The 18984-nt window shown below is 57.6% G+C and carries 18 protein-coding genes; 8 read left to right on the top strand and 10 right to left on the bottom strand.

All coding sequences use genetic code 11. From position 1 onward, the window contains the following. Positions 1 to 393: 393 nt before the first annotated feature. From lolC to cobB, 5 genes are all read left to right on the top strand, one after another. Complete coding sequence (lolC, locus tag ABFX35_RS06705) at positions 394 to 1596, top strand: lipoprotein-releasing ABC transporter permease subunit LolC (protein ID WP_095844629.1); 1203 nt, start codon at positions 394 to 396, stop codon at positions 1594 to 1596. After that, positions 1589 to 2293, top strand: coding sequence for a lipoprotein-releasing ABC transporter ATP-binding protein LolD (lolD, locus tag ABFX35_RS06710; RefSeq protein WP_346079960.1), 705 nt, complete (start codon positions 1589 to 1591; stop codon positions 2291 to 2293). The genes lolC and lolD overlap by 8 nt, the downstream gene beginning before the upstream one ends. Beyond that, a complete protein-coding gene (lolE, locus tag ABFX35_RS06715) occupies positions 2293 to 3540 on the top strand; it encodes a lipoprotein-releasing ABC transporter permease subunit LolE (RefSeq protein WP_346079961.1) in 1248 nt (415 codons plus the stop codon). Before lolD ends, lolE begins: the two co-directional genes overlap by 1 nt. A gap of 85 nt (positions 3541 to 3625) precedes the next feature. Next, positions 3626 to 4546 carry an N-acetylglucosamine kinase gene (gene nagK / locus ABFX35_RS06720; protein ID WP_346079963.1) on the top strand — a complete coding sequence of 307 codons (921 nt, stop codon included), beginning with the start codon at positions 3626 to 3628 and terminating at the stop codon, positions 4544 to 4546. A gap of 9 nt (positions 4547 to 4555) precedes the next feature. After that, on the top strand, positions 4556 to 5392 hold the full coding sequence (cobB, locus tag ABFX35_RS06725; protein WP_279026570.1) for a Sir2 family NAD+-dependent deacetylase: 837 nt from the start codon (positions 4556 to 4558) through the stop codon (positions 5390 to 5392). A 63-nt stretch (positions 5393 to 5455) separates the two neighbouring features. Here the strand turns inward: cobB and potD are convergent, their stop codons facing one another. The 5 genes from potD to ABFX35_RS06750 all read right to left on the bottom strand — a co-directional run bounded on the left by potD (position 5456) and on the right by ABFX35_RS06750 (position 9647). After that, positions 5456 to 6502, bottom strand: coding sequence for a spermidine/putrescine ABC transporter substrate-binding protein PotD (gene potD / locus ABFX35_RS06730; protein ID WP_279026572.1), 1047 nt, complete (start codon positions 6500 to 6502; stop codon positions 5456 to 5458). Between the two features lie 224 nt (positions 6503 to 6726). Further along, positions 6727 to 7509, bottom strand: coding sequence for a spermidine/putrescine ABC transporter permease PotC (potC, locus tag ABFX35_RS06735; RefSeq protein ID WP_121554966.1), 783 nt, complete (start codon positions 7507 to 7509; stop codon positions 6727 to 6729). Further along, the gene (potB, locus tag ABFX35_RS06740) at positions 7506 to 8366 is read right to left on the bottom strand and encodes a spermidine/putrescine ABC transporter permease PotB (RefSeq protein WP_095844622.1); all 861 of its coding nucleotides are present in this window, start codon (positions 8364 to 8366) and stop codon (positions 7506 to 7508) included. The genes potC and potB overlap by 4 nt, the downstream gene beginning before the upstream one ends. Continuing rightward, the gene (gene potA / locus ABFX35_RS06745; protein WP_346079967.1) at positions 8350 to 9465 is read right to left on the bottom strand and encodes a spermidine/putrescine ABC transporter ATP-binding protein PotA; all 1116 of its coding nucleotides are present in this window, start codon (positions 9463 to 9465) and stop codon (positions 8350 to 8352) included. The genes potB and potA overlap by 17 nt, the downstream gene beginning before the upstream one ends. Before the next feature lie 8 nt (positions 9466 to 9473). Continuing rightward, the gene (locus tag ABFX35_RS06750) at positions 9474 to 9647 is read right to left on the bottom strand and encodes a hypothetical protein (protein WP_279026579.1); all 174 of its coding nucleotides are present in this window, start codon (positions 9645 to 9647) and stop codon (positions 9474 to 9476) included. A gap of 171 nt (positions 9648 to 9818) precedes the next feature. Between ABFX35_RS06750 and pepT the strand changes: the two genes are divergently transcribed. Both pepT and ABFX35_RS06760 read left to right on the top strand, forming a co-directional pair. After that, the gene (gene pepT / locus ABFX35_RS06755; protein WP_121554968.1) at positions 9819 to 11051 is read left to right on the top strand and encodes a peptidase T; all 1233 of its coding nucleotides are present in this window, start codon (positions 9819 to 9821) and stop codon (positions 11049 to 11051) included. Between the two features lie 118 nt (positions 11052 to 11169). Continuing rightward, positions 11170 to 12255: a malate/lactate/ureidoglycolate dehydrogenase gene (locus ABFX35_RS06760; RefSeq protein WP_346079970.1), complete on the top strand. Its 1086-nt coding sequence runs from the start codon at positions 11170 to 11172 to the stop codon at positions 12253 to 12255. A 55-nt stretch (positions 12256 to 12310) separates the two neighbouring features. Here ABFX35_RS06760 and ABFX35_RS06765 read toward each other — a convergent pair whose 3' ends face one another. The 3 genes from ABFX35_RS06765 to phoP all read right to left on the bottom strand — a co-directional run bounded on the left by ABFX35_RS06765 (position 12311) and on the right by phoP (position 15715). Next, positions 12311 to 13432: a ribosomal protein uL16 3-hydroxylase gene (locus ABFX35_RS06765; RefSeq protein WP_346079972.1), complete on the bottom strand. Its 1122-nt coding sequence runs from the start codon at positions 13430 to 13432 to the stop codon at positions 12311 to 12313. A gap of 148 nt (positions 13433 to 13580) precedes the next feature. After that, complete coding sequence (gene phoQ / locus ABFX35_RS06770) at positions 13581 to 15038, bottom strand: two-component system sensor histidine kinase PhoQ (protein WP_346079974.1); 1458 nt, start codon at positions 15036 to 15038, stop codon at positions 13581 to 13583. A 5-nt stretch (positions 15039 to 15043) separates the two neighbouring features. Then, the gene (gene phoP, locus ABFX35_RS06775; RefSeq protein WP_095844616.1) at positions 15044 to 15715 is read right to left on the bottom strand and encodes a two-component system response regulator PhoP; all 672 of its coding nucleotides are present in this window, start codon (positions 15713 to 15715) and stop codon (positions 15044 to 15046) included. Positions 15716 to 16158: 443 nt separating this feature from the next. On the opposite strand from phoP, the gene ABFX35_RS06780 reads away from it, so the two are divergent. Beyond that, positions 16159 to 16866, top strand: a complete 708-nt coding sequence (locus tag ABFX35_RS06780) for a GNAT family N-acetyltransferase (protein WP_346079976.1) — start codon at positions 16159 to 16161, stop codon at positions 16864 to 16866. Between the two features lie 76 nt (positions 16867 to 16942). Here the strand turns inward: ABFX35_RS06780 and purB are convergent, their stop codons facing one another. Together purB and hflD are read right to left on the bottom strand one after the other, a co-directional pair. Continuing rightward, positions 16943 to 18313, bottom strand: a complete 1371-nt coding sequence (gene purB / locus ABFX35_RS06785; RefSeq protein WP_279028691.1) for an adenylosuccinate lyase — start codon at positions 18311 to 18313, stop codon at positions 16943 to 16945. 21 nt (positions 18314 to 18334) lie between these two features. Continuing rightward, positions 18335 to 18961 carry a high frequency lysogenization protein HflD gene (hflD, locus tag ABFX35_RS06790; protein ID WP_095844609.1) on the bottom strand — a complete coding sequence of 209 codons (627 nt, stop codon included), beginning with the start codon at positions 18959 to 18961 and terminating at the stop codon, positions 18335 to 18337. Positions 18962 to 18984: the final 23 nt, after the last annotated feature.

Consider the following 18984-nt stretch of genomic DNA (forward strand, 5'->3'; position numbering starts at 1 on the left):
GTTGCCGCCTTCCTGCAACTCGAATTATTTTGGGTATATATGGTCACAGTGATTCGGTTCTCACCGCGGTGCACAGCGGTGGAAACCACAAAACCCGGTTTGCCCGGCATGGATTCAGGGGCGTTAACTGTGGCTATACTAGCCCACTGGCTAATAAACTGACATAGGCAAAACGCCATTGGCTGCACCTTGCGGGCATTATTTAATCAATTTAATCATGGGGGGCGGGTAGGGCGCGGCGATTATCCAACATGTCGCCACGCGCTGGTTTACAATCTGTAAAGGTGAGACGCACCCGGAAAGAATAAAACCGGCTGAGTGGTTCCCTAAAGCAGGCGCAGCCTTTATTATCCTTAGTCACTTTGCTTAAGCTACGGCAACAAAACGGATTTCATGTATCAACCAGTCGCGTTATTCATTGGCCTGCGCTACATGCGTGGGCGAGCCTCAGACCGCTTTGGGCGGTTTGTCTCCTGGCTGTCCACCATCGGCATTACGCTGGGTGTGATGGCGTTAGTCACCGTGCTGTCGGTGATGAACGGTTTCGAAAAGGATCTGGAAAGCAATATTCTGGGCCTGATGCCGCAGGCGTTAATCACCAGCCCGCAGGGGGCGATCGATCCGCAACGGTTCCCCGCCGCCAGCCTGCAAAATTTGCAGGGCGTCACCCGCATTGCGCCGTTGACCACCGGCGATGTGGTGCTGCAAAGCGCCCATAGCGTGGCGGTCGGCGTGATGTTGGGCATCAACCCGGACGAACCGGATCCGCTCACGCCCTATCTGGTCAACGTGAAGCAGCAACAGCTGCAGCCCGGCCAGTACAATATCATCATTGGCGAACAGTTGGCCGATCAACTGGGTATCAAACGCGGTGAACAGCTGCGCCTGATGGTGCCGAGCGCCAGCCAGTTTACCCCGATGGGGCGTATACCGAGCCAGCGGCTGTTCACCGTGGTTGGCACCTTCCACGCCAACAGCGAAGTGGACGGCTATCAACTGCTGGTCAACCAACAGGATGCATCGCGCCTGATGCGTTACCCGGCCGGCAGTATTACCGGCTGGCGTCTGTTCCTGCAACAGCCGTTGTCTGTCGATGTCCTGAGCCAGCAAACGTTGCCGCAGGGCGCGAAGTGGCAAGATTGGCGCGAGCGTAAAGGCGAGTTGTTCCAGGCGGTGAGCATGGAAAAAAACATGATGGGGCTGCTGCTGAGCCTGATCGTGGCCGTGGCCGCCTTCAATATTATTACGTCGCTTGGCCTACTGGTGATGGAAAAACAGGGCGAGGTCGCCATTTTACAAACCCTGGGGCTGACGCGGCGTCAAATCATGGCGGTGTTCATGACCCAGGGGGCCAGCGCCGGGATTATCGGCTCGCTGCTTGGTACGGCGCTTGGCGTGCTATTGGCCTGTAACCTGAATACGCTGATACCGGTGCTCGGCATCCTGGTTGACGGTGCGTCGCTGCCGGTGGCGGTGAACCCGTTGCAGGTGGCCGTCATCGCCGTATCGGCGATGGCGATATCCTTGCTGTCTACGCTTTACCCTTCATGGCGCGCTGCCGCCGTACAACCCGCTGAGGCTTTACGTTATGAGTGACCATCTTTTGCTGCAGTGTGACAACCTGAGCAAGACCTATCAGGAAGGCAATCTGCAAACTTCTGTGCTGCGCAACGTCAGTTTTGCCATGCAGCCGGGTGAGATGATGGCGATTGTCGGCAGCTCGGGTTCCGGTAAGAGTACGCTGCTGCACCTGCTGGGCGGGCTGGATTCGCCCACCTCCGGCGAGGTGATTTTTAAAGGGCAGGTGCTGAACAAACTCTCTTCCGCCGCCAGGGCCGAGCTGCGCAACCGCGATCTGGGCTTTATCTATCAGTTCCACCATTTGCTGCCCGATTTCACCGCGCTGGAAAACACCGCCATGCCGTTGCTGATTGGTGGCGTGAAGCCGGCGCAGGCGCAGGAAAAAGCGCAGGAGATGCTGGCGGCCGTCGGGCTGGATAAACGCAGCGCACACCGCCCATCGGAGCTTTCCGGCGGCGAGCGCCAGCGTGTGGCTATCGCCAGGGCGTTGGTCAATAACCCTGCGCTGGTGCTGGCGGATGAGCCAACCGGTAACCTTGACCAGCGTACTGCCGACAGCATTTTTGATCTGCTTGGCGAACTTAACGTTCGCCAGGGCACCGCCTTCCTGGTGGTGACGCACGATCTGCAGTTGGCAAAACGCCTTAGCCGGCAGTTGGAAATGCGCGACGGCCACCTGCAAGCGCAACTGACCCTGTTGGGGGCTGAGTAATGGCCGGTTTGCCCCTTTCACTGCTGGCCGCGCTGCGCTTTAGCCGCGGCCGTCGGCGCGGCGGCATGGTTTCGCTGATTTCAGTGATATCCACCGTTGGCATTGCGCTGGGCGTGGCGGTGCTGATCGTCGGGCTGAGCGCCATGAACGGCTTTGAGCGCGAGTTGAACAACCGTGTGCTGGCGGTGGTGCCCCACGGCGAAATCATGCCGGTTAAACCGCCGTTGGCCGGCTGGCAGCAGGTGCTGCAGCGGGTGGAAAAGGTGCCGGGCATTGCCGCCGCGGCGCCTTACATCAACTTTACCGGCCTGTTGGAAAACGGCGCCCAACTGCGTGCGGTGCAGGTCAAAGGCGTTGACCCGCAGCAGGAAAGCCGCCTGAGCGCGTTGCCGAAGTATGTGCAGGGCGATGCCTGGCGCCGCTTTAACAGTGGCGAGCAGCAGGTGATCCTGGGGAAAGGCGTTGCCGATGCCTTGGGCGTTAAGGAAGGCGCCTACGTGACGGTGATGATCCCCAATAGCGATCCGCAGATGAAGCTGTTGCAGCCAAAACGCATCCGTTTGCACGTCACCGGTATTTTGCAACTGAGCGGGCAACTGGATCATAGCCTGGCGATGGTGCCGCTGGCCGATGCGCAGCAGTATCTGGCAATGGGTGACGATGTGAGCGGCATCGCTATTAAGGTCAACGACGTGTTTGCCGCCAATAAGCTGGTGCGCGATGCGGGCGAGGTGACCAACGCCTATGTGTATATCAAAAGCTGGATTGGCACCTATGGCTATATGTACCGCGATATCCAGATGATCCGCGCCATTATGTATCTGGCGATGGTGTTGGTGATCGGCGTCGCCTGCTTCAATATCGTCTCTACCCTGGTGATGGCGGTGAAGGATAAAAGCAGCGACATTGCGGTGTTGCGTACGCTGGGGGCGAAAGACGGCTTTATTCGCGCCATTTTTATCTGGTACGGTTTGCTGGCCGGGTTGGTAGGCAGCCTCAGCGGCGTGGTGGTTGGCGTCATTGCCTCCCTGCAACTGACGAATATCATTAAGGCGATAGAAAAGATGATCGGGCATGCATTCCTGTCCGGCGATATCTATTTTATCGACTTCCTGCCTTCCGAGCTGCGCTGGCTGGATGTTGCCAGCGTGTTGGCGACCTCCATCGTGCTGAGCCTGCTGGCCAGTTGGTATCCGGCCAGGCGAGCCAGCCGGATCGATCCGGCGCGCGTGTTAAGCGGGCAGTAATGCTAAAACGGGGCTTCAGCAATGCGGCCCCATTTTTATTCCCCCATCTGCCGGCGGCGCTGGGGATCTGGCCTGGGGTAAGGTTATGTACTACGGTTTCGATATGGGCGGCACCAAGATTGAACTGGGGGTCTTTGATGCCAGGCTACAGCGTGTGTGGCAGAAGCGGGTGCCGACGCCGCGTGACGATTATCAGCAACTGTTGACGACCCTGTGCGATCTAACCTTTGAGGCCGATGCCATGTGCGGCGAGCAGGGCATGGTGGGCATCGGTATCCCCGGTTTGCCCAATGCTGATGACGGCACCCTGTTTACCGCCAATGTGCCCGCGGCCATGGGCCAGGCGCTGCCGCGCGATCTGGCCGCGCGGATCGGCCGCGAAGTGCGTATTGATAACGACGCGAACTGTTTTGCACTGTCCGAAGCCTGGGATGAAGAGTTTCGTCGCTATCCGATGGTGCTGGGCATTATTCTTGGCACCGGCGTGGGCGGCGGGCTGGTGGTGGACGGCAAGGTGGTTTCCGGGCGCAATTTCGTCACCGGCGAATTTGGCCACTTTCGGCTGCCGGTAGACGCACTGGCGGTGCTGGGCCGCGATATTCCTCTGGTGGCCTGTGGCTGCGGGCAGCGAGGCTGCATCGAAAATTATATTTCTGGGCGTGGGTTTGAGTGGCTGTATGCGCATTTTTACCAGCAGGCGCTGCCGGCCACGCAGATCATCGCGCATTATCAGGCCGGCGAGCCGCAGGCGGTGGCGCATGTCGAGCGCTTTCTGGACGTGCTGGCGGTGTGCCTGGGCAACCTGTTGACGATTATTGACCCGCATCTGGTGGTGATCGGCGGTGGGCTGTCGAATTTTTCAACCATTTATCAGGCGTTGCCACAACGCCTACCGGCGCATTTGCTGCGCGTGGCCAAACTACCCCGCATTGAAAAAGCACGGTATGGCGACGCAGGCGGTGTCCGTGGGGCTGCATTCCTCAATGTAGTGGATAGAATTAGATAAGGAGAGGCTATGCGCATTCGCCATCGGCTGTGCCGATTTCGTAAAAGCAAACACATGCTGCACCAACGCGAGCGATCGCGTATTTTTCACCGAGACACCATGGCGGCGGCAGAGCTGAAAAAGCCGTTTGTGGTGGTGCTGACCGGTGCCGGGATTTCTGCTGAATCCGGGATTCGCACCTTCCGTGCCGCCGATGGGCTGTGGGAAGAGCACCGGGTAGAAGATGTCGCCACGCCGGAAGGTTATCAGCGCAATCCCGCGCTGGTGCAGGCATTTTACAATGCCCGGCGCCGCCAGCTACAGGAGCCGGGCATTGCGCCTAATGCCGCCCACCGCGCGCTGGCGGATCTGGAAGAGTGGCTGGGGGATAACTTCCTGCTGGTAACCCAGAATATCGACAATCTGCATGAGCGTGCGGGTAGCCGCCGCGTTGTGCATATGCATGGCGAACTGTTGAAGGTGCGCTGTACCCGTTCCGGCCAGGTGTTTGACTGGCCGGGCGATCTTAGCGTGGACGATCGCTGCCACTGCTGCCAATTCCCGGCGCCGCTGCGGCCGCATATCGTTTGGTTTGGCGAAATGCCGTTACGGATGGACGATATTTATCACGCGCTGGCGAAGGCCGACTTTTTCATCGCCATTGGCACCTCCGGCCATGTGTATCCGGCAGCCGGCTTTGTGCATGAGGCGCGCCTCGGTGGGGCCTATACCATGGAGTTGAACCTGGAGCCCAGCCAGGTTGAAAGCCAGTTTGAAGAGAAACACTACGGCCCGGCCAGCGAAGTGGTGCCGAAGTTCGTGCATAAATTCCTGGTGGGTAAAATCGAGCGGGCAGATATACCCTAAGCGGTACGATGCCGGGGAAGGGGGAAATGATCCCCCTCTCCCGCAGAGAGGGGGACGGGGTGCTTAACGCCCGGCTTTCAGCTTCTGGAAGTAGGTTTCATACAGCGTGCTGGCGCTGCCGACGTCGTTCTGCCATTCGCCGTTTTTGATGGTTGCTTCATCCGGGTACAGCGACGGATCTTCGGCAATCTCTTTCGGCAACAGCTTTCGTGCGGTTAGATTCGGCGTGGGGTAACCGATGGTTTTGGCTACCTGCACGGCAATTTCCGGGCGCAGCAGGAAATCAATCAGCTTCAGCGCGCCTTCCACGTTTTTGGCATTGGCCGGGATGGCCAGGCTGTCCATCCAGAAGATCCCGCCTTCCTTCGGCCAAACCACCTCCAGCGGCGTGCCGGCCTGGCGCGCAACGTACGCGGAGCCGTTCCAGATCATGCCGAGGTTGACTTCCCCCTCCATAAACGGGTTGCCCGGGTTATCGGAGTTGAACGCCACGACGTTGGGCATCAGCTTTTGCAGCTCGTTATAGGCGGCTTCAATCTCTTGCGGGTTGGTGGTGTTGCCGGAATAGCCGAGCTTGCGCAGCGCAATCTGGAAGACTTCGCGCGCATCGTCGGTCAGCAGCAGGCTGTGCTTATATTCTGGCTTCCAGAAATCGGCCCAACCGGTGACGGTTTTCGGATCGATGGCATCGCTGTTGATGCCGATAGCGGTGGCGCCCCAGATATACGGGATGGAGTAATCGTTATTCGGATCGAATGGCTTGTTAAGCAGGTTGGGATCCAAATCTTTGAAGTGGCTTAGTTTGCTCTTGTCGATCTTTTGCAGCATGCCTTCATTGCGCATTTTGGCGATAAAATAGGTGGATGGCACCACCAGATCATACGCGCCGTCTTTATACGTTTTCAGCTTGGCATACATGCTTTCGTTGGATTCATAGGTGGAATAGATCACCTTGATACCCGTTTCTTTGGTGAACTGGTCAAGCAAGCCCGGCGGTACGTACTCCGTCCAGTTGTAGAAATAGAGGGTTTTGCCGTCATCAGCGGCATTTGCAGAGCAAATGCTCAGTGCCATCATCCCGGCTGCGAGCAGATGTGACCACTTTTTCATCCAGCGTTTCCTTCAGCAGTTATGGTGCGCGTATTACGGTGCGGCATTTCGCTGTGAAGCGGTGTGCCACACCCCAGAGAGCGGCCATTATAGGTGGCGCGCCGTAGAGGGTAAAGCCGGTTGAGGCCGATGCTTAGCAGATAAACCAACAGGATGTGCAGGGGGGAGGAAATGGTGGCGCGGTAAAGAAACAGGCGCAGCGATCATCGCTGCGCCTTTGTGGTTCAGGCCGCCCTGGCGGTGCGATCGCGCATGATTAACTGGCTGGCCAACACCAGCGCCAGCGACAGTATCAGCAGGATGGTCGCCAGTGCGTTCACCTCCGGCGAGACGCCGACCTTCACCATAGAATAGATCTTCAACGGCAGGATTTCGTAGCTTGGCCCGGTGACGAACGACGAAACAACCACGTCGTCCATCGACAGGGTGAAGCTCAGTAACCAGCCTGCCGCCACGGCCGGCATCGCCAACGGCAGAATGATTTTTCGCAGGATGGTGAACTCGCCCGCGCCCAGATCGCGTGCGGCTTCCAGCATTTTCACGTCGAAGCCCTTCAGCCGTGAATACACGGTGACCACCACAAACGGCAGGCAAAAAGTGATGTGCGAGAACAGCAGCGACCAGAAGCCCAGCGAAATGCCCAGCAGCATGAACAGCACCAGCAGGGAAATCGCCATCACGATATCCGGCGACATCATCACCACAAACAGCATGCCGCTGACGAACGGTTTGCCGCGGAAACGGTAGCGGTAAAGCGCCACCGCGGTCAGCGAACCGATCAGCGTGGCGAAGGTGGCGGAAAGCACCGCCATGGTCAGCGAATGGCCGGCAGCCTGCAGCAAACTGTCGTTGTTCATCAGCGTGCTGTACCAACTGGTGGTAAACCCTTGCCAAGTAATGCCGAAGCGTGACGCGTTGAACGAGTTGACGATCAGGATCACGATCGGGATATACAAATAAGCATAAATGATGGTCATAAAACCACCGCGTAGCAGGCGCCCGATCATTCCAGTTCCACCTTCTTGTTCAGCAGCTTAGCCGCGCGATAATACACCAGCAGCAGTAACCCCATAACCAGCGTCAGCGTGATGCTGGTTGCGGCCCCAAACGGCCAGTCGCGGATGTTAAGGAACTGGCTCTTGATGATGTTGCCGATCAGCAGATTTTTGGCGCCGCCCATCAGATCCGCCACATAGAACAGGCCCATGGCCGGCAGCAACACCAGCAGACAACCGGCGATAATGCCCGGCATGGTCAGCGGCACGATAATGCGGATAAAGGTCTGCAGCTTGTTGGCGCCCAGATCGCGTGCGGCTTCCAGGCAGGATTTATCCAGCTTCTCGATGCTGGAATAGAGCGGCATAACCATAAACGGCAGCAGAATATAGATAAGCCCCAGGATCACCGCTTCAGAGGTGTACATAATCCGCAGCGGCTTATCAATGATGCCTAACCCCAGCAGGAAGTCGTTTAAATAGCCGCGGGTGCTCAGGAACAGTTTCAGGCCGTAGATGCGGATCAGTGAATTGGTCCAGAAAGGCACGATCAGCAGGAACAGCAGCAGCGGCCGCACTTTCTCCGGCAGGCGCGCCAGGATAAAGGCGAACGGGTAGCCGATGATCAGGCAGCACAGCGTGGCGATGACGGCCATGTTCAGCGAATGCAGCATCACCTCGGCATACAGCGGATCAAACAGCCGGGTGTAGTTGTCCAGCGTGAACACCATCTGAACCAGATTAGCGTCGTCGCGGGTCAGAAAGCTGGTGCCGATAATCATCAGGTTCGGCAGGAACACGAACAGCAGCAGCCAGGCCACTACGCCGGTGATCACCACATTCTGTAACAGCTTACGCGATTTCTTCATCGGCCAGCACCACCTCCCAGCTTTCAACCCAGGTGACCGCCATCTTCTGATCCAGCGAATGGTCAACGTCCGGATCGTCTTCGTTGAAGAACTCACTGACCATCACCATTTTGCCGTTTTCCAGTTCGACCACCGATTCCAGCGTCATGCCTTTGTAGTTGCGCTCGCGCACGTAACCGATCAGGCCGTCGACATGCTCGCTGTCGTTGATCTCTTCCACGCGCAGATCTTCCGGGCGCAACAGCACTTTCAACTGCTGGCCTGGTTCTACCGGCAGGTTGACATAGATGTCGCACTCGCGGCCTTCCACGTTGGCGCGCACCCGCTGCGCGTCGATGCGTTGCAGTACCGTGGCATCAAAAATGTTGATTTCACCGATAAAGCTGGCGACGAACAGGTTTTTCGGTTCTTCGTAGATTTCACGCGGGCTGCCGTCTTGCTCAATGCGGCCGTCGCGCATCACCACGATGCGATCCGACATGGTCAGCGCTTCTTCCTGATCGTGGGTGACGAACACAAATGTAATGCCCAGCTTGCGTTGTAGCGCCTTCAGTTCGTTTTGCATCTGTTTGCGCAGTTTGTAATCCAGCGCGGACAGCGATTCGTCCAGTAGCAGCACCTTGGGCTTGTTCACCACCGCACGGGCGATGGCCACGCGCTGCTGCTGGCCGCCGGACAGGTGGCTTGGGCGGCGCTGGGCAAATTCGGCCAGTTGCACCATGTGCAGTGCTTCTTCCACCCGCGGGGCGATCTCCGCGGCCGGGGTTTTCTGCATCCGCAGGCCAAAGGCCACGTTGTCGAATACGCTCATGTGCGGGAACAGGGCATAGCTCTGGAATACGGTATTCACGTGGCGCTGCTCGGCGGGGATATCGGTAATATCCAGGCCTTCCAGCATAATCTTCCCGTGATCAAGGTCTTCCAGCCCGGCGATCAGGCGCAAAACGGTGGTTTTACCGCAGCCGGAAGGCCCGAGAATAGTCAGGAATTCGCCGTCGTTAATGGTGAGGTTGAGATCGGAGATGATCTCCTTGCCGTCGAACCCTTTGCTTATAGCATGCAGTTCAACGAGAGAAGTCAGAGAGGGTTTCTCAGTCATTTAGGGTGTCACTCTATCCCGTAGGCTAATGCAGATAGAACCGCTACTGGAAAAGACTGCGTGAGCTTGTAGGGTGAGCGTACCAACCCTTGCTGCTCAAAACCAGTGGCGCCGATCGAAATTTTAGAGCGCGCATGATAGACGTTGAGCGCATTAATTGAAAGCTGATCCCAGCCGTTCATCCGGTTTTTCATTATTTTATATGTGAAATGTGTCTGTTTTATGTGATTGCCGGGTAATTACCCATCAAGATGATTAATGATTTCAATTAATTCTGGTTAATAATGACCTGTCTCAATATTTGATCAGGATCGGTTCCGCATAATGAAACGCGGCATATTGAGGGCGGAACCATGGAAAAACTACTAGATCGCTTTTTTAACTACATCTCATTCGATACGCAATCGAAAGCGAATGTCAAACATGTGCCCAGCACCGATGGGCAGATGAAGCTGGCGCGCGCGTTGCAACAGGAAATGATTGAGTTGGGGTTTGAACAGGTATCGTTGAGTGAACATGGCTGCGTCATGGGTACGTTGCCGGGCAATGTCGCCTGGCCGGTTCCGGCCATTGGTTTTATTTCCCACCTGGATACGTCACCGGACTTTACCGGGAAAAACGTCAATGCGCAGGTGGTGGAAAACTACCGCGGCGGCGATATTGCGTTGGGCATTGGCGATGAGGTGCTGTCGCCGGTCATGTTCCCGATCCTGCATCAACTGCTGGGCCAAACGCTGATCACCACCGACGGGAAAACGCTGCTCGGGGCGGACGATAAAGCCGGGATTGCCGAAATCCTCACGGCGATGGTGCGGTTAAAACAGCGAAAAATTCCGCACGGGGATATTCGCGTGGCCTTCACGCCGGATGAAGAAGTGGGCAAGGGCGCGCGCTTTTTTGACGTTGCGGCGTTTGATGCCGTCTGGGCCTACACCGTGGACGGCGGCGGGGTGGGGGAACTGGAGTGCGAAAACTTTAACGCGGCTTCAGTAACGGTGAAAATCGTCGGCAACAACGTGCATCCCGGCAGCGCCAAAGGGGTGATGGTGAACGCGCTGGCGTTGGCCACCCGTATCCATCAGGCGTTGCCAGCCGATGAAACGCCGGAAAACACTGAAGGCTATCAGGGCTTCTACCACCTGCATGGCATCAAGGGCAACGTCGAGCGTGCCGAAATGCACTATATCCTGCGTGACTTCGAGCGTGATGGCTTTGAGGCGCGCAAGCGGCGGATGATCGACGCGGCGCAGCAGGTCGGCAAGGGGTTGCCGCGTGATTGCTATATTGAAGTGACCATCGAAGACAGTTACTACAACATGCGCGAGCAGGTGGCTGAACATCCGCATGTGATCGCGCTGGCGCAGCAGGCGATGCGCGATTGCGGCATTGAGCCCATCATGAACCCGATTCGCGGCGGGACGGATGGCGCACAGCTTTCGTTCCGCGGCCTGCCGTGCCCGAACCTGTTTACCGGTGGCTACAATTATCACAGCAAACATGAGTTCGTCACGCTGGAAGGGATGGAGCAGGCGGTAGCGGTGATTATGCGTATCGCTTCGCTGGCGGCGGAGCGGGTAAAAAAATAAGCGCGGGCTTTTTATCGCATTGGCGAATAACGCCGGCGATGGCCGCGCAGCTGCTTGCAGCAGCCGGTGTTTATGCTTAGTGTGTCAGTACCTTTTTTACGCACAAGGAACTGGCAGTATGAGTACCGAGTATCGTATCGACAGCGAACATCTTAATGCATTTGTGCAAACACTCTGGCGGCACGCGGGCAGCACGCCCCGTGAAGCGGAGCTGGTGGCAGAGCATCTGATCCAGGCCAACCTTGCCGGCCATGATTCCCACGGCGTCGGGATGATCCCAAGCTATATGTCGTCGCTGGCGCAGGGGCATTTGCAGCTCAATGGCCAGATCAACGTGGTGCGCGACGCCGGGGCGGTGTTGACCATCGACGGCGGCAAGGCCTTTGGGCAGGTTGCGGCCTACCAGGCGATGGAAAAAGGCATTGAGCGCGCGCAGCAATTAGGCTTGGCGGCAGTGGCGTTGAACAATTCCCATCATATCGGCCGTATCGGCCACTGGGCCGAACAGTGTGGCCGCGCCGGTTTGATCTCTATCCATTTTGTCAACGTGGTGGGCGATCCGATGGTGGCGCCGTTTGGCGGCAGCGATCGGCGTTTCGGCACCAACCCATTTTGTGTGATTTTCCCCCGGCCAGGCAAAAAGCCGCTGTTGCTGGACTTCGCCACCAGCGGTATCGCCTTTGGCAAAACCCGTGTGGCATACAACAAGGGCCAGCGCGTGGCGCCCGGCTACCTGATTGATGCCGAAGGGCAACCCACCGTCGAACCGAACGTGATGCACGAGCAGCCCTATGGTTCGCTGTTGCCGTTTGGTTTCCACAAGGGCTATGCGCTGGCGACGCTGTGTGAAATTCTCGGCGGGGCGTTGTCCGGCGGCCAGACTACCCACGATGAAACGCTGCAGACCAGCAACGATGCTATCTTCAACTGCATGACCACCTTGATCCTCAATCCGCAAGCCTTTGCCGCGCCGCAGATGCAGCAAGAGGCGGAAGCGTTTCTTGCCTGGGTGAAAGCATCGCCGCAAAGCGGTGAGGCGCCGATTCAGGTGCCGGGCGAGTGGGAAGAGGCCAACCGTGCGGAGCGGCGTGAGAAGGGGATCCCGGTGGATGCCAATACCTGGCAGCAGATCTGCGAAGCAGCGCATAAGGCTGGCGTACCGGAGGCCGAGATAGCGCGCTATCAGGCGCTGGCGCACGCTTAATGCCTGCTGGGGGTGCCTTGCCCCCGGCCGTAGACAGCGCCGGGGGAGGGCCGGATTAATCGTTAAAGAACCAGTAGCCGCTGTTGACCAGCGCGCTAAGCAGGGCGAGGAACGACGGATCGTCTAGCGCAACCCCCAGCATGGCGGCATCCACGCTGTAGTGTTGGCATAGCGCATCCGCCGCCTGCAGGTGCGGGGTATCGATCAACTCGCCGTTAACGAAGCAGCGGTCGCCGACGCGCAGTACGCGCAGGCCCCCTAGTCGTTGCAGCGATTCCCCCTGTTGCAGCAGATCGTAAATTTCCCCGGCCTGGTAAGGCGGCTCTGGCGGCGCTACATCCAGTTCATGGCGTGATTGCGAAATAAACTCGCCAAACCAGTGCTGGAATTGTTCCGGTTGTTCAACCAGTTCCAGCATCATCTTGCGCAGGGCGTCCACTTCCTGCGGCAACACGCTGGCTGGGCTATCGCGTAGGGCAATGTCCGGATCGCCATAGCGCCGGCTGCCCAGTTCGTGCGCCAGCACGTAGTCGGCAAAACCGCTCACCAGTTCACGGCCATTCGGCGCCCGGAAGCCGACGGAATAATTGAGCGCACTTTCCAGGGCATAACCTTCATGCGGGAAGCCCGGTGGAATATACAGAATATCGCCCGGCACCATTTCTTCATCAATGATGGCGTCGAAGGGCTCCACCTGCAGCAGATCCGGGTGTGGACAGTGCTGTTTCAGCGGCGTTTTTTCGCCAACGCGCCAGCGGCGGCGCCCGGCGCCCTGAATGATGAAAACATCGTACTGATCGAGATGTGGGCCGACGCCGCCGCCCGGTACGGAGTATGAGATCATCAGATCGTCAATCCGCCAGTCCGGCAATGTGCGGAACGGGCGCATCAGCGCGCTGGAAGGCTCATGCCAGTGATCGACGGCCTGTACCAGCAGTGACCAATCGTTCTCCCCAAGATGATCGTAGCTTTCGAAGGGGCCATGCGCGACCTGCCAGCGGCTATCCTGGTGGCTGACCAAGCGGCTATCCACTTCGTTTTCCATCGCCAGCCCGGCCAGCTCATCCGGGGTGATGGGATCGATAAAATTCTTGAAGCCTTGTTTGATAATCACCGGGCGCTTTTGCCAGTAGCGTTGCAGAAAGTCGTTCCAGTCCAGTTCGAGTTGATAGTCCATGTTCTATTCCAGGATAGAGGAGTGAGCCTGATGGCGATTATACCGATCAAACGCAACGTTGTATGTGCGTTAGCTTTGTTACTCGCCGATCCCTGGCCCCTCACCCGATGGCGCCGCTGGTCGTTGCATTCAGGCCAGGCCGACACATTTACTCATGGTGGTGCGGCTCATGCTGGCGGGAGAAGGTGACCTGCATGCGTGCGCCGCCCAACGGGCTGTCGCTGATGGTGATTTGGCCGTCATACTGTTCAATAATTTCTGCCGCGACCGATAGCCCCAGCCCCTGGCCGGGGCGCATGGTATCGACGCGGCGCCCGCGTTGAAAAATAAGCTCACGTTTGCTCTCCGGGATCCCGGGGCCGTCATCATCAATGACGATGGTCAGATCTTTCTCCGAGTGCAGCGAGGTGATCTCGACAAACTCCAGGCAATATTTGCAGGCGTTCTCCAGAATATTGCCCATCACTTCCATAAAGTCGTTTTTCTCGCCGACGAACGTCACTTCCGGCGAGATATCCAGCGTCAGCACCACACCTTTGCGCTGATAAACTTTGTTTAGCGCCACCACCAGACTATCAAGCAGCGCCGGCACGGAGTGGATCTCACGCGTCAGCACCGTTTGCCCGGAGTTGATGCTGGCGCGGTGCAGATAATAGCCGATCTGCTGCGAAATACGGCTGATCTGCTCAAGCATGATCGGCTCGGCGGATTCGATCGTGGTTTCCTTGCCGGCGCGCAGCGAGCGCAGGGTGGTTTGCAGCACCGCCAACGGCGTTTTCAGGCTGTGGCTCAAATCGGATAACGTCGTGCGGTACTTGGTATAACGCTGGCGCTCGTTGTTCACCAGGATGTTCAGGTTACGTACCAGCCCGCGCAGCTCGCTGGGTGGGTTTTCGTCCAGGTGCTCGCGCGCGCCTTCTTCCAATTCTCCGACCTGTTTGATCAGCATTTTGATTGGCCGCAGGCTCCAGTGGGCCGCCAGCCAGAGCAGCGGCACCACCAGCAGCAGGTTGGCCAAAAGCACATAGCTAAACCAATCCCACACCACATCGGAGCGTTGCAGCTCCTGCGGGATGGAATCAACCACCACAATGGTTAGCGCCGGCAGGCTGGCGGTAGCGGCGTATTTGTTCACCGCCACCGAGTGGGTAAGTGCGTCCTGATCGGTATCGTCGTAGCCTTTCAACTGCGCGCGCGCTTTGGGGTTATCCCCCAGCACTTCGCTACTGATACGCACGTTGGTGTCGATCTCGTAAAAGCCGGATTCCTTCAGCCACTCTTTTTGAATCAGCGGCTCCAGCTCCGGCATTTTGCGCTGGCTCCACAACAACTGGCCTTGCTCGTCATAGATAAACACCAGCGTTGGCACGTTGAGATCGAGCCCCGGCGGAATGGCGATGGTCAGGCGGCCGCTGTTCCATTGCGCCAGGCTGAAATACAGGTTGCTTTCACTGCGCAGCAGGCGGAAGGCGTTTTTGTCGAAACTGACGATATACCCCACCACGGCGACCATACCGTAAGACAAGGAGAGCGCCAGAATGACCCCCGCCGTGGCCATCAAAAAGCGGGCGCGCAGCGAAAATGGTTTTTTATCCTTAAAGAACATGAGACTCACTTAGTGTCGAATCGGTAGCCCTGACCACGCACCGTGGTAATCACTTCCTGTGGATGAACGGCCTGCAATTTTTTGCGCAGGCGCCCCATGAGAACATCAATGGTATGGCTTTCGCGCAATTCCGCATCGGGGTAGAGCTGCAGCATGAGCGAATCTTTGCTGACCACCTTGCCGGCGTTGCGGATCAGCGTTTCAATAATGGTGTATTCGAACGCCGTCAGTTTGATTTGTTCTTCGTTAACGCTCAGTTCACGGCGTGAGAGATCGATCTGGAACGGCGGCATCACGATGACTTGCGAAGCCAGGCCGCTATTGCGGCGCATCAGCGCCTGCATGCGCGCGATCACCTCTTCCAGGTGGAAGGGTTTGGTGACATAGTCGTCGGCCCCGGCTTCCAGCACGGCCACCTTATCCTGCCAGCTTTCGCGCGCGGTGAGCACCAGAATCGGCAGCTTCATCTGGTGGGCGCGCCAGCGGCGAATCAAGCTTAGGCCGTCTTCGCCCGGCAGCCCCAAATCGACAATGGCAATATCCGGCGCGTGCTCTTGCAAGAAATAATCCGCTTCCTTGGCGTCTTCGGCGGCATCCACCTGGTGCCCCATATCACGCATTTGTACTGAAAGGTGATGCCGTAGCAAACCATTATCTTCAACTACCAATACTCGCATGGGGCTCTCCTGTGAAATATGCGGGCGGAACACTTGGCTCTCGTCTTTAAAGGTAACGCGTTTGGCGCCAGGGGAATAATAAACCGTCGTCAATTATCATATAAGTTTGCCGTTATGGTAGGTATTACCTTCCCCGGAGGCAAGCCGCCACGGATTGGCGGCTGAAAAACAGCGCTATGGTTATCGGATACCTAACCATTATCGGCAACGGCGGATAAACCACATATCAACAATGCCGCGCTCTGCTTAAAACAGCGTTAAATAACCTTAATATTGTTGAGAAATTCGCCTAGAGGGTACGCCAGATGTGTCGCAGCCGGTACGCGTTCCCTCATCTGGCGAAAGCCGTTCGCGGCTGCCCTTGGCCTATCCGGTTTTATCTCCCGCTGTCGTGGCGTATTCTCTAACGATAAGCGGCGTTTGGCTGCCTTAACGGAGGATGTATGGCGATCAATCAATATGGTCAGCCCGTGGGCGAACCGCTGGTGGGCTGGCAGGGGGCGCAGCGGCCGGTGGGAAAAAGCTTGGCGGGGCAGTCTTGCCGGCTGGAGCCGCTGGAGCCGGAACGCGACTATGAGGCGCTGTACCAGGCGTATGCGCAAATACCCGACGGGCGGGACTGGACCTATTTGCCGACCGAACGGCCGGAAAATGCCCCGGCGCTATTGCAGCACTTGCAAAACATGCTCAACAATCCTGGCTTGGTCAACCTGGTGGTGGTGGATACGCAGGCACAGCGGCCGGTGGGATCGGTGGCCTTTATGCGTATTGATCAGGGCAACGGCGTGCTGGAGATCGGCCACGTGTGCTGGTCACCCCTGATGAAGCGGCAAACCTGCGCCACCGAAGCCATTTTTATGATGCTGCGTTACGCCTTTGACGAACTGGGTTACCGACGTTGCGAATGGAAATGCGATAGTCTGAACGCGCCTTCACGCCAGGCTGCGTTGCGCTTTGGCTTCCTGTTTGAAGGCCGGTTCCGCCAGGCGGTGGTCGTTAAGGGGCGCAGCCGCGATACCGATTGGTTTGCGATAACCGCCGATCGCTGGCCGGCCATTAAAACGGCGTTCACCCACTGGCTGGCTGCGGAAAACTTTACCGCAGATGGGCAGCAACGGCAGCGGCTACAGGCGTTTATGCATGTAGCGTAAGTATTGCGGCCAATAAAAAAGCCGGCCGGTTGTAACACCGGCCGGCCTGATATGGGAAGGGCGCTTGCCCAACGCGTTATTTCAATTCGTCGACCATGCGGGTGGCGCGGCCGATGTAGTTGGCCGGCGTCATTGCCTTCAGGCGGGTTTTTTCTTCTTCCGGCAGCGCCAGGCCGTCGATAAACGCCTGCATGCCGGCCGCATCTACGCGCTTGCCGCGTGTGAGCTCTTTGAGCTTCTCGTAAGGTTTCTCGATGCCGTAGCGGCGCATTACCGTTTGAATCGGCTCCGCCAGCACTTCCCAGTTGTGATCCAGTTCGTCCAGCAGGTGCGCCTGGTTCACTTCCAGCTTGCTGATGCCTTTCATGGTCGCCTGATAGGCGATCAACGCATAGCCCACACCGACGCCCAGGTTGCGCAGCACGGTGGAATCGGTCAGATCGCGCTGCCAGCGGGAAACCGGCAGTTTGCTGGCCAGGTGGCCCATCACCGCGTTGGCCAGGCCCAGGTTACCTTCGGAGTTTTCAAAATCGATCGGGTTGACTTTATGCGGCATGGTGGAAGAACCGATTTCACCGGCGATGGTTTTCTGTTTGAAGTGGTTCAGCGCCACGTAACCCCAGATATCGCGATCGAAGTCGATCAGGATGGTGTTGAAGCGTGCCACGCAGTCGAACAGTTCGGCAATGTAGTCATGCGGCTCAATCTGGGTGGTGTACGGGTTCCAGGTGATGCCGAGCGAAGTGACGAACGCTTCGCTGAAGCGGTGCCAGTCTACTTCCGGGTAGGCGACAATGTGGGCGTTATAGTTGCCGACGGCGCCGTTGATCTTACCGAGGATTTCAACGCGTTCCAGTTGGCGGAACTGGCGTTCCATCCGGTAGGCGACGTTAGCCAGCTCTTTACCGATGGTTGATGGCGTTGCTGGCTGGCCGTGGGTGCGCGAAAGCAGCGGGATATCACGATATTGCTGCGCCAGGCCCTTGATGGCGTCGATCAGCTTGCGCCAGTGCGGCAGCAGCACGTCCTGACGCGCGGTTTGCAGCATCAGCGCATGGGACAGGTTGTTAATGTCTTCCGAGGTGCAGGCAAAGTGGATGAATTCAGAAACCGCATGCAGGGCCGGCACCTCCGCCACTTTTTCCTTCAGGAAATACTCAACCGCTTTGACGTCGTGGTTGGTGGTGCGTTCGATGGTTTTAATGCGCTGGGCGTCCTGTTCGCTGAATTCCGCGACGATCTTGTCAAGGAAAGCGTTTGCGTCGGCATCAAATGGGGGAACTTCCCTGATTTCTGCGCAGGCCGCCAGTTTTTGCAGCCAGCGTACTTCAACCTGTACGCGGAATTTCAGCAAACCGAATTCGCTGAAAATGGTACGCAGTGCGCTGACTTTATCACCGTAGCGTCCATCAACGGGGGAAACGGCGGTCAGTGAGGATAATTCCATCGGTAGCAACTCCTGGGAAGATTAACAATGAGCAACGATATTTTGCGCCTGCTTGAACAGACGATTACGGGAAAACATTAACTGCAGGCGGCTGCCGCCAACCTGTTGCCACAGCACGGCGGCACGGATGCCGGCCAGCAGCGTGGCGCGAACCTTGGCCTGCACCTGCGGGTTTTGCAGCACGGCAGGTGAGCCAGTGACCTGGATACGTGGGCCCAACGGGGCGACCACATCGACATAGATACCTGCCAGGGCGCTGATGATGGTGTCCGATTCCAGCTCAAAGTGCGCCAGCTGGCGCTCCAACTGGCCCAGGCGCTCGCCCAGCGTATCCATCGCCTGTTTCTTGGCGTTCAGCTTGCGCTCCAGCACCATCAGGCTGATGGTGTAGCGCGTCAGTTCGGCGCCCATACCTTTGTTGTTGGCATTGAGCACGCCCATCAGCGTTTCCAGGCCCACCTTAAGGTTGCGTTCTTCGCCGCCGAACACGGCCAGCGTTGACGGCGGATCGGTTTGCAGTAGGCTGTTCAACGATGTATGAAACGCTTCGCGATCGCATTGCCCTTCATGCGCCAGTTGTTGAACCAGGCGCGCCGACTGGCTGATGCCAGCCATGGCCAGCGTGATATCGTAATAATTCTTTGCCACGATGACTCCTGTGAACGTTGTCG

This window comes from Gibbsiella dentisursi (assembly GCF_039539505.1).
GTDB classification, from domain to species: domain Bacteria; phylum Pseudomonadota; class Gammaproteobacteria; order Enterobacterales; family Enterobacteriaceae; genus Gibbsiella; species Gibbsiella quercinecans.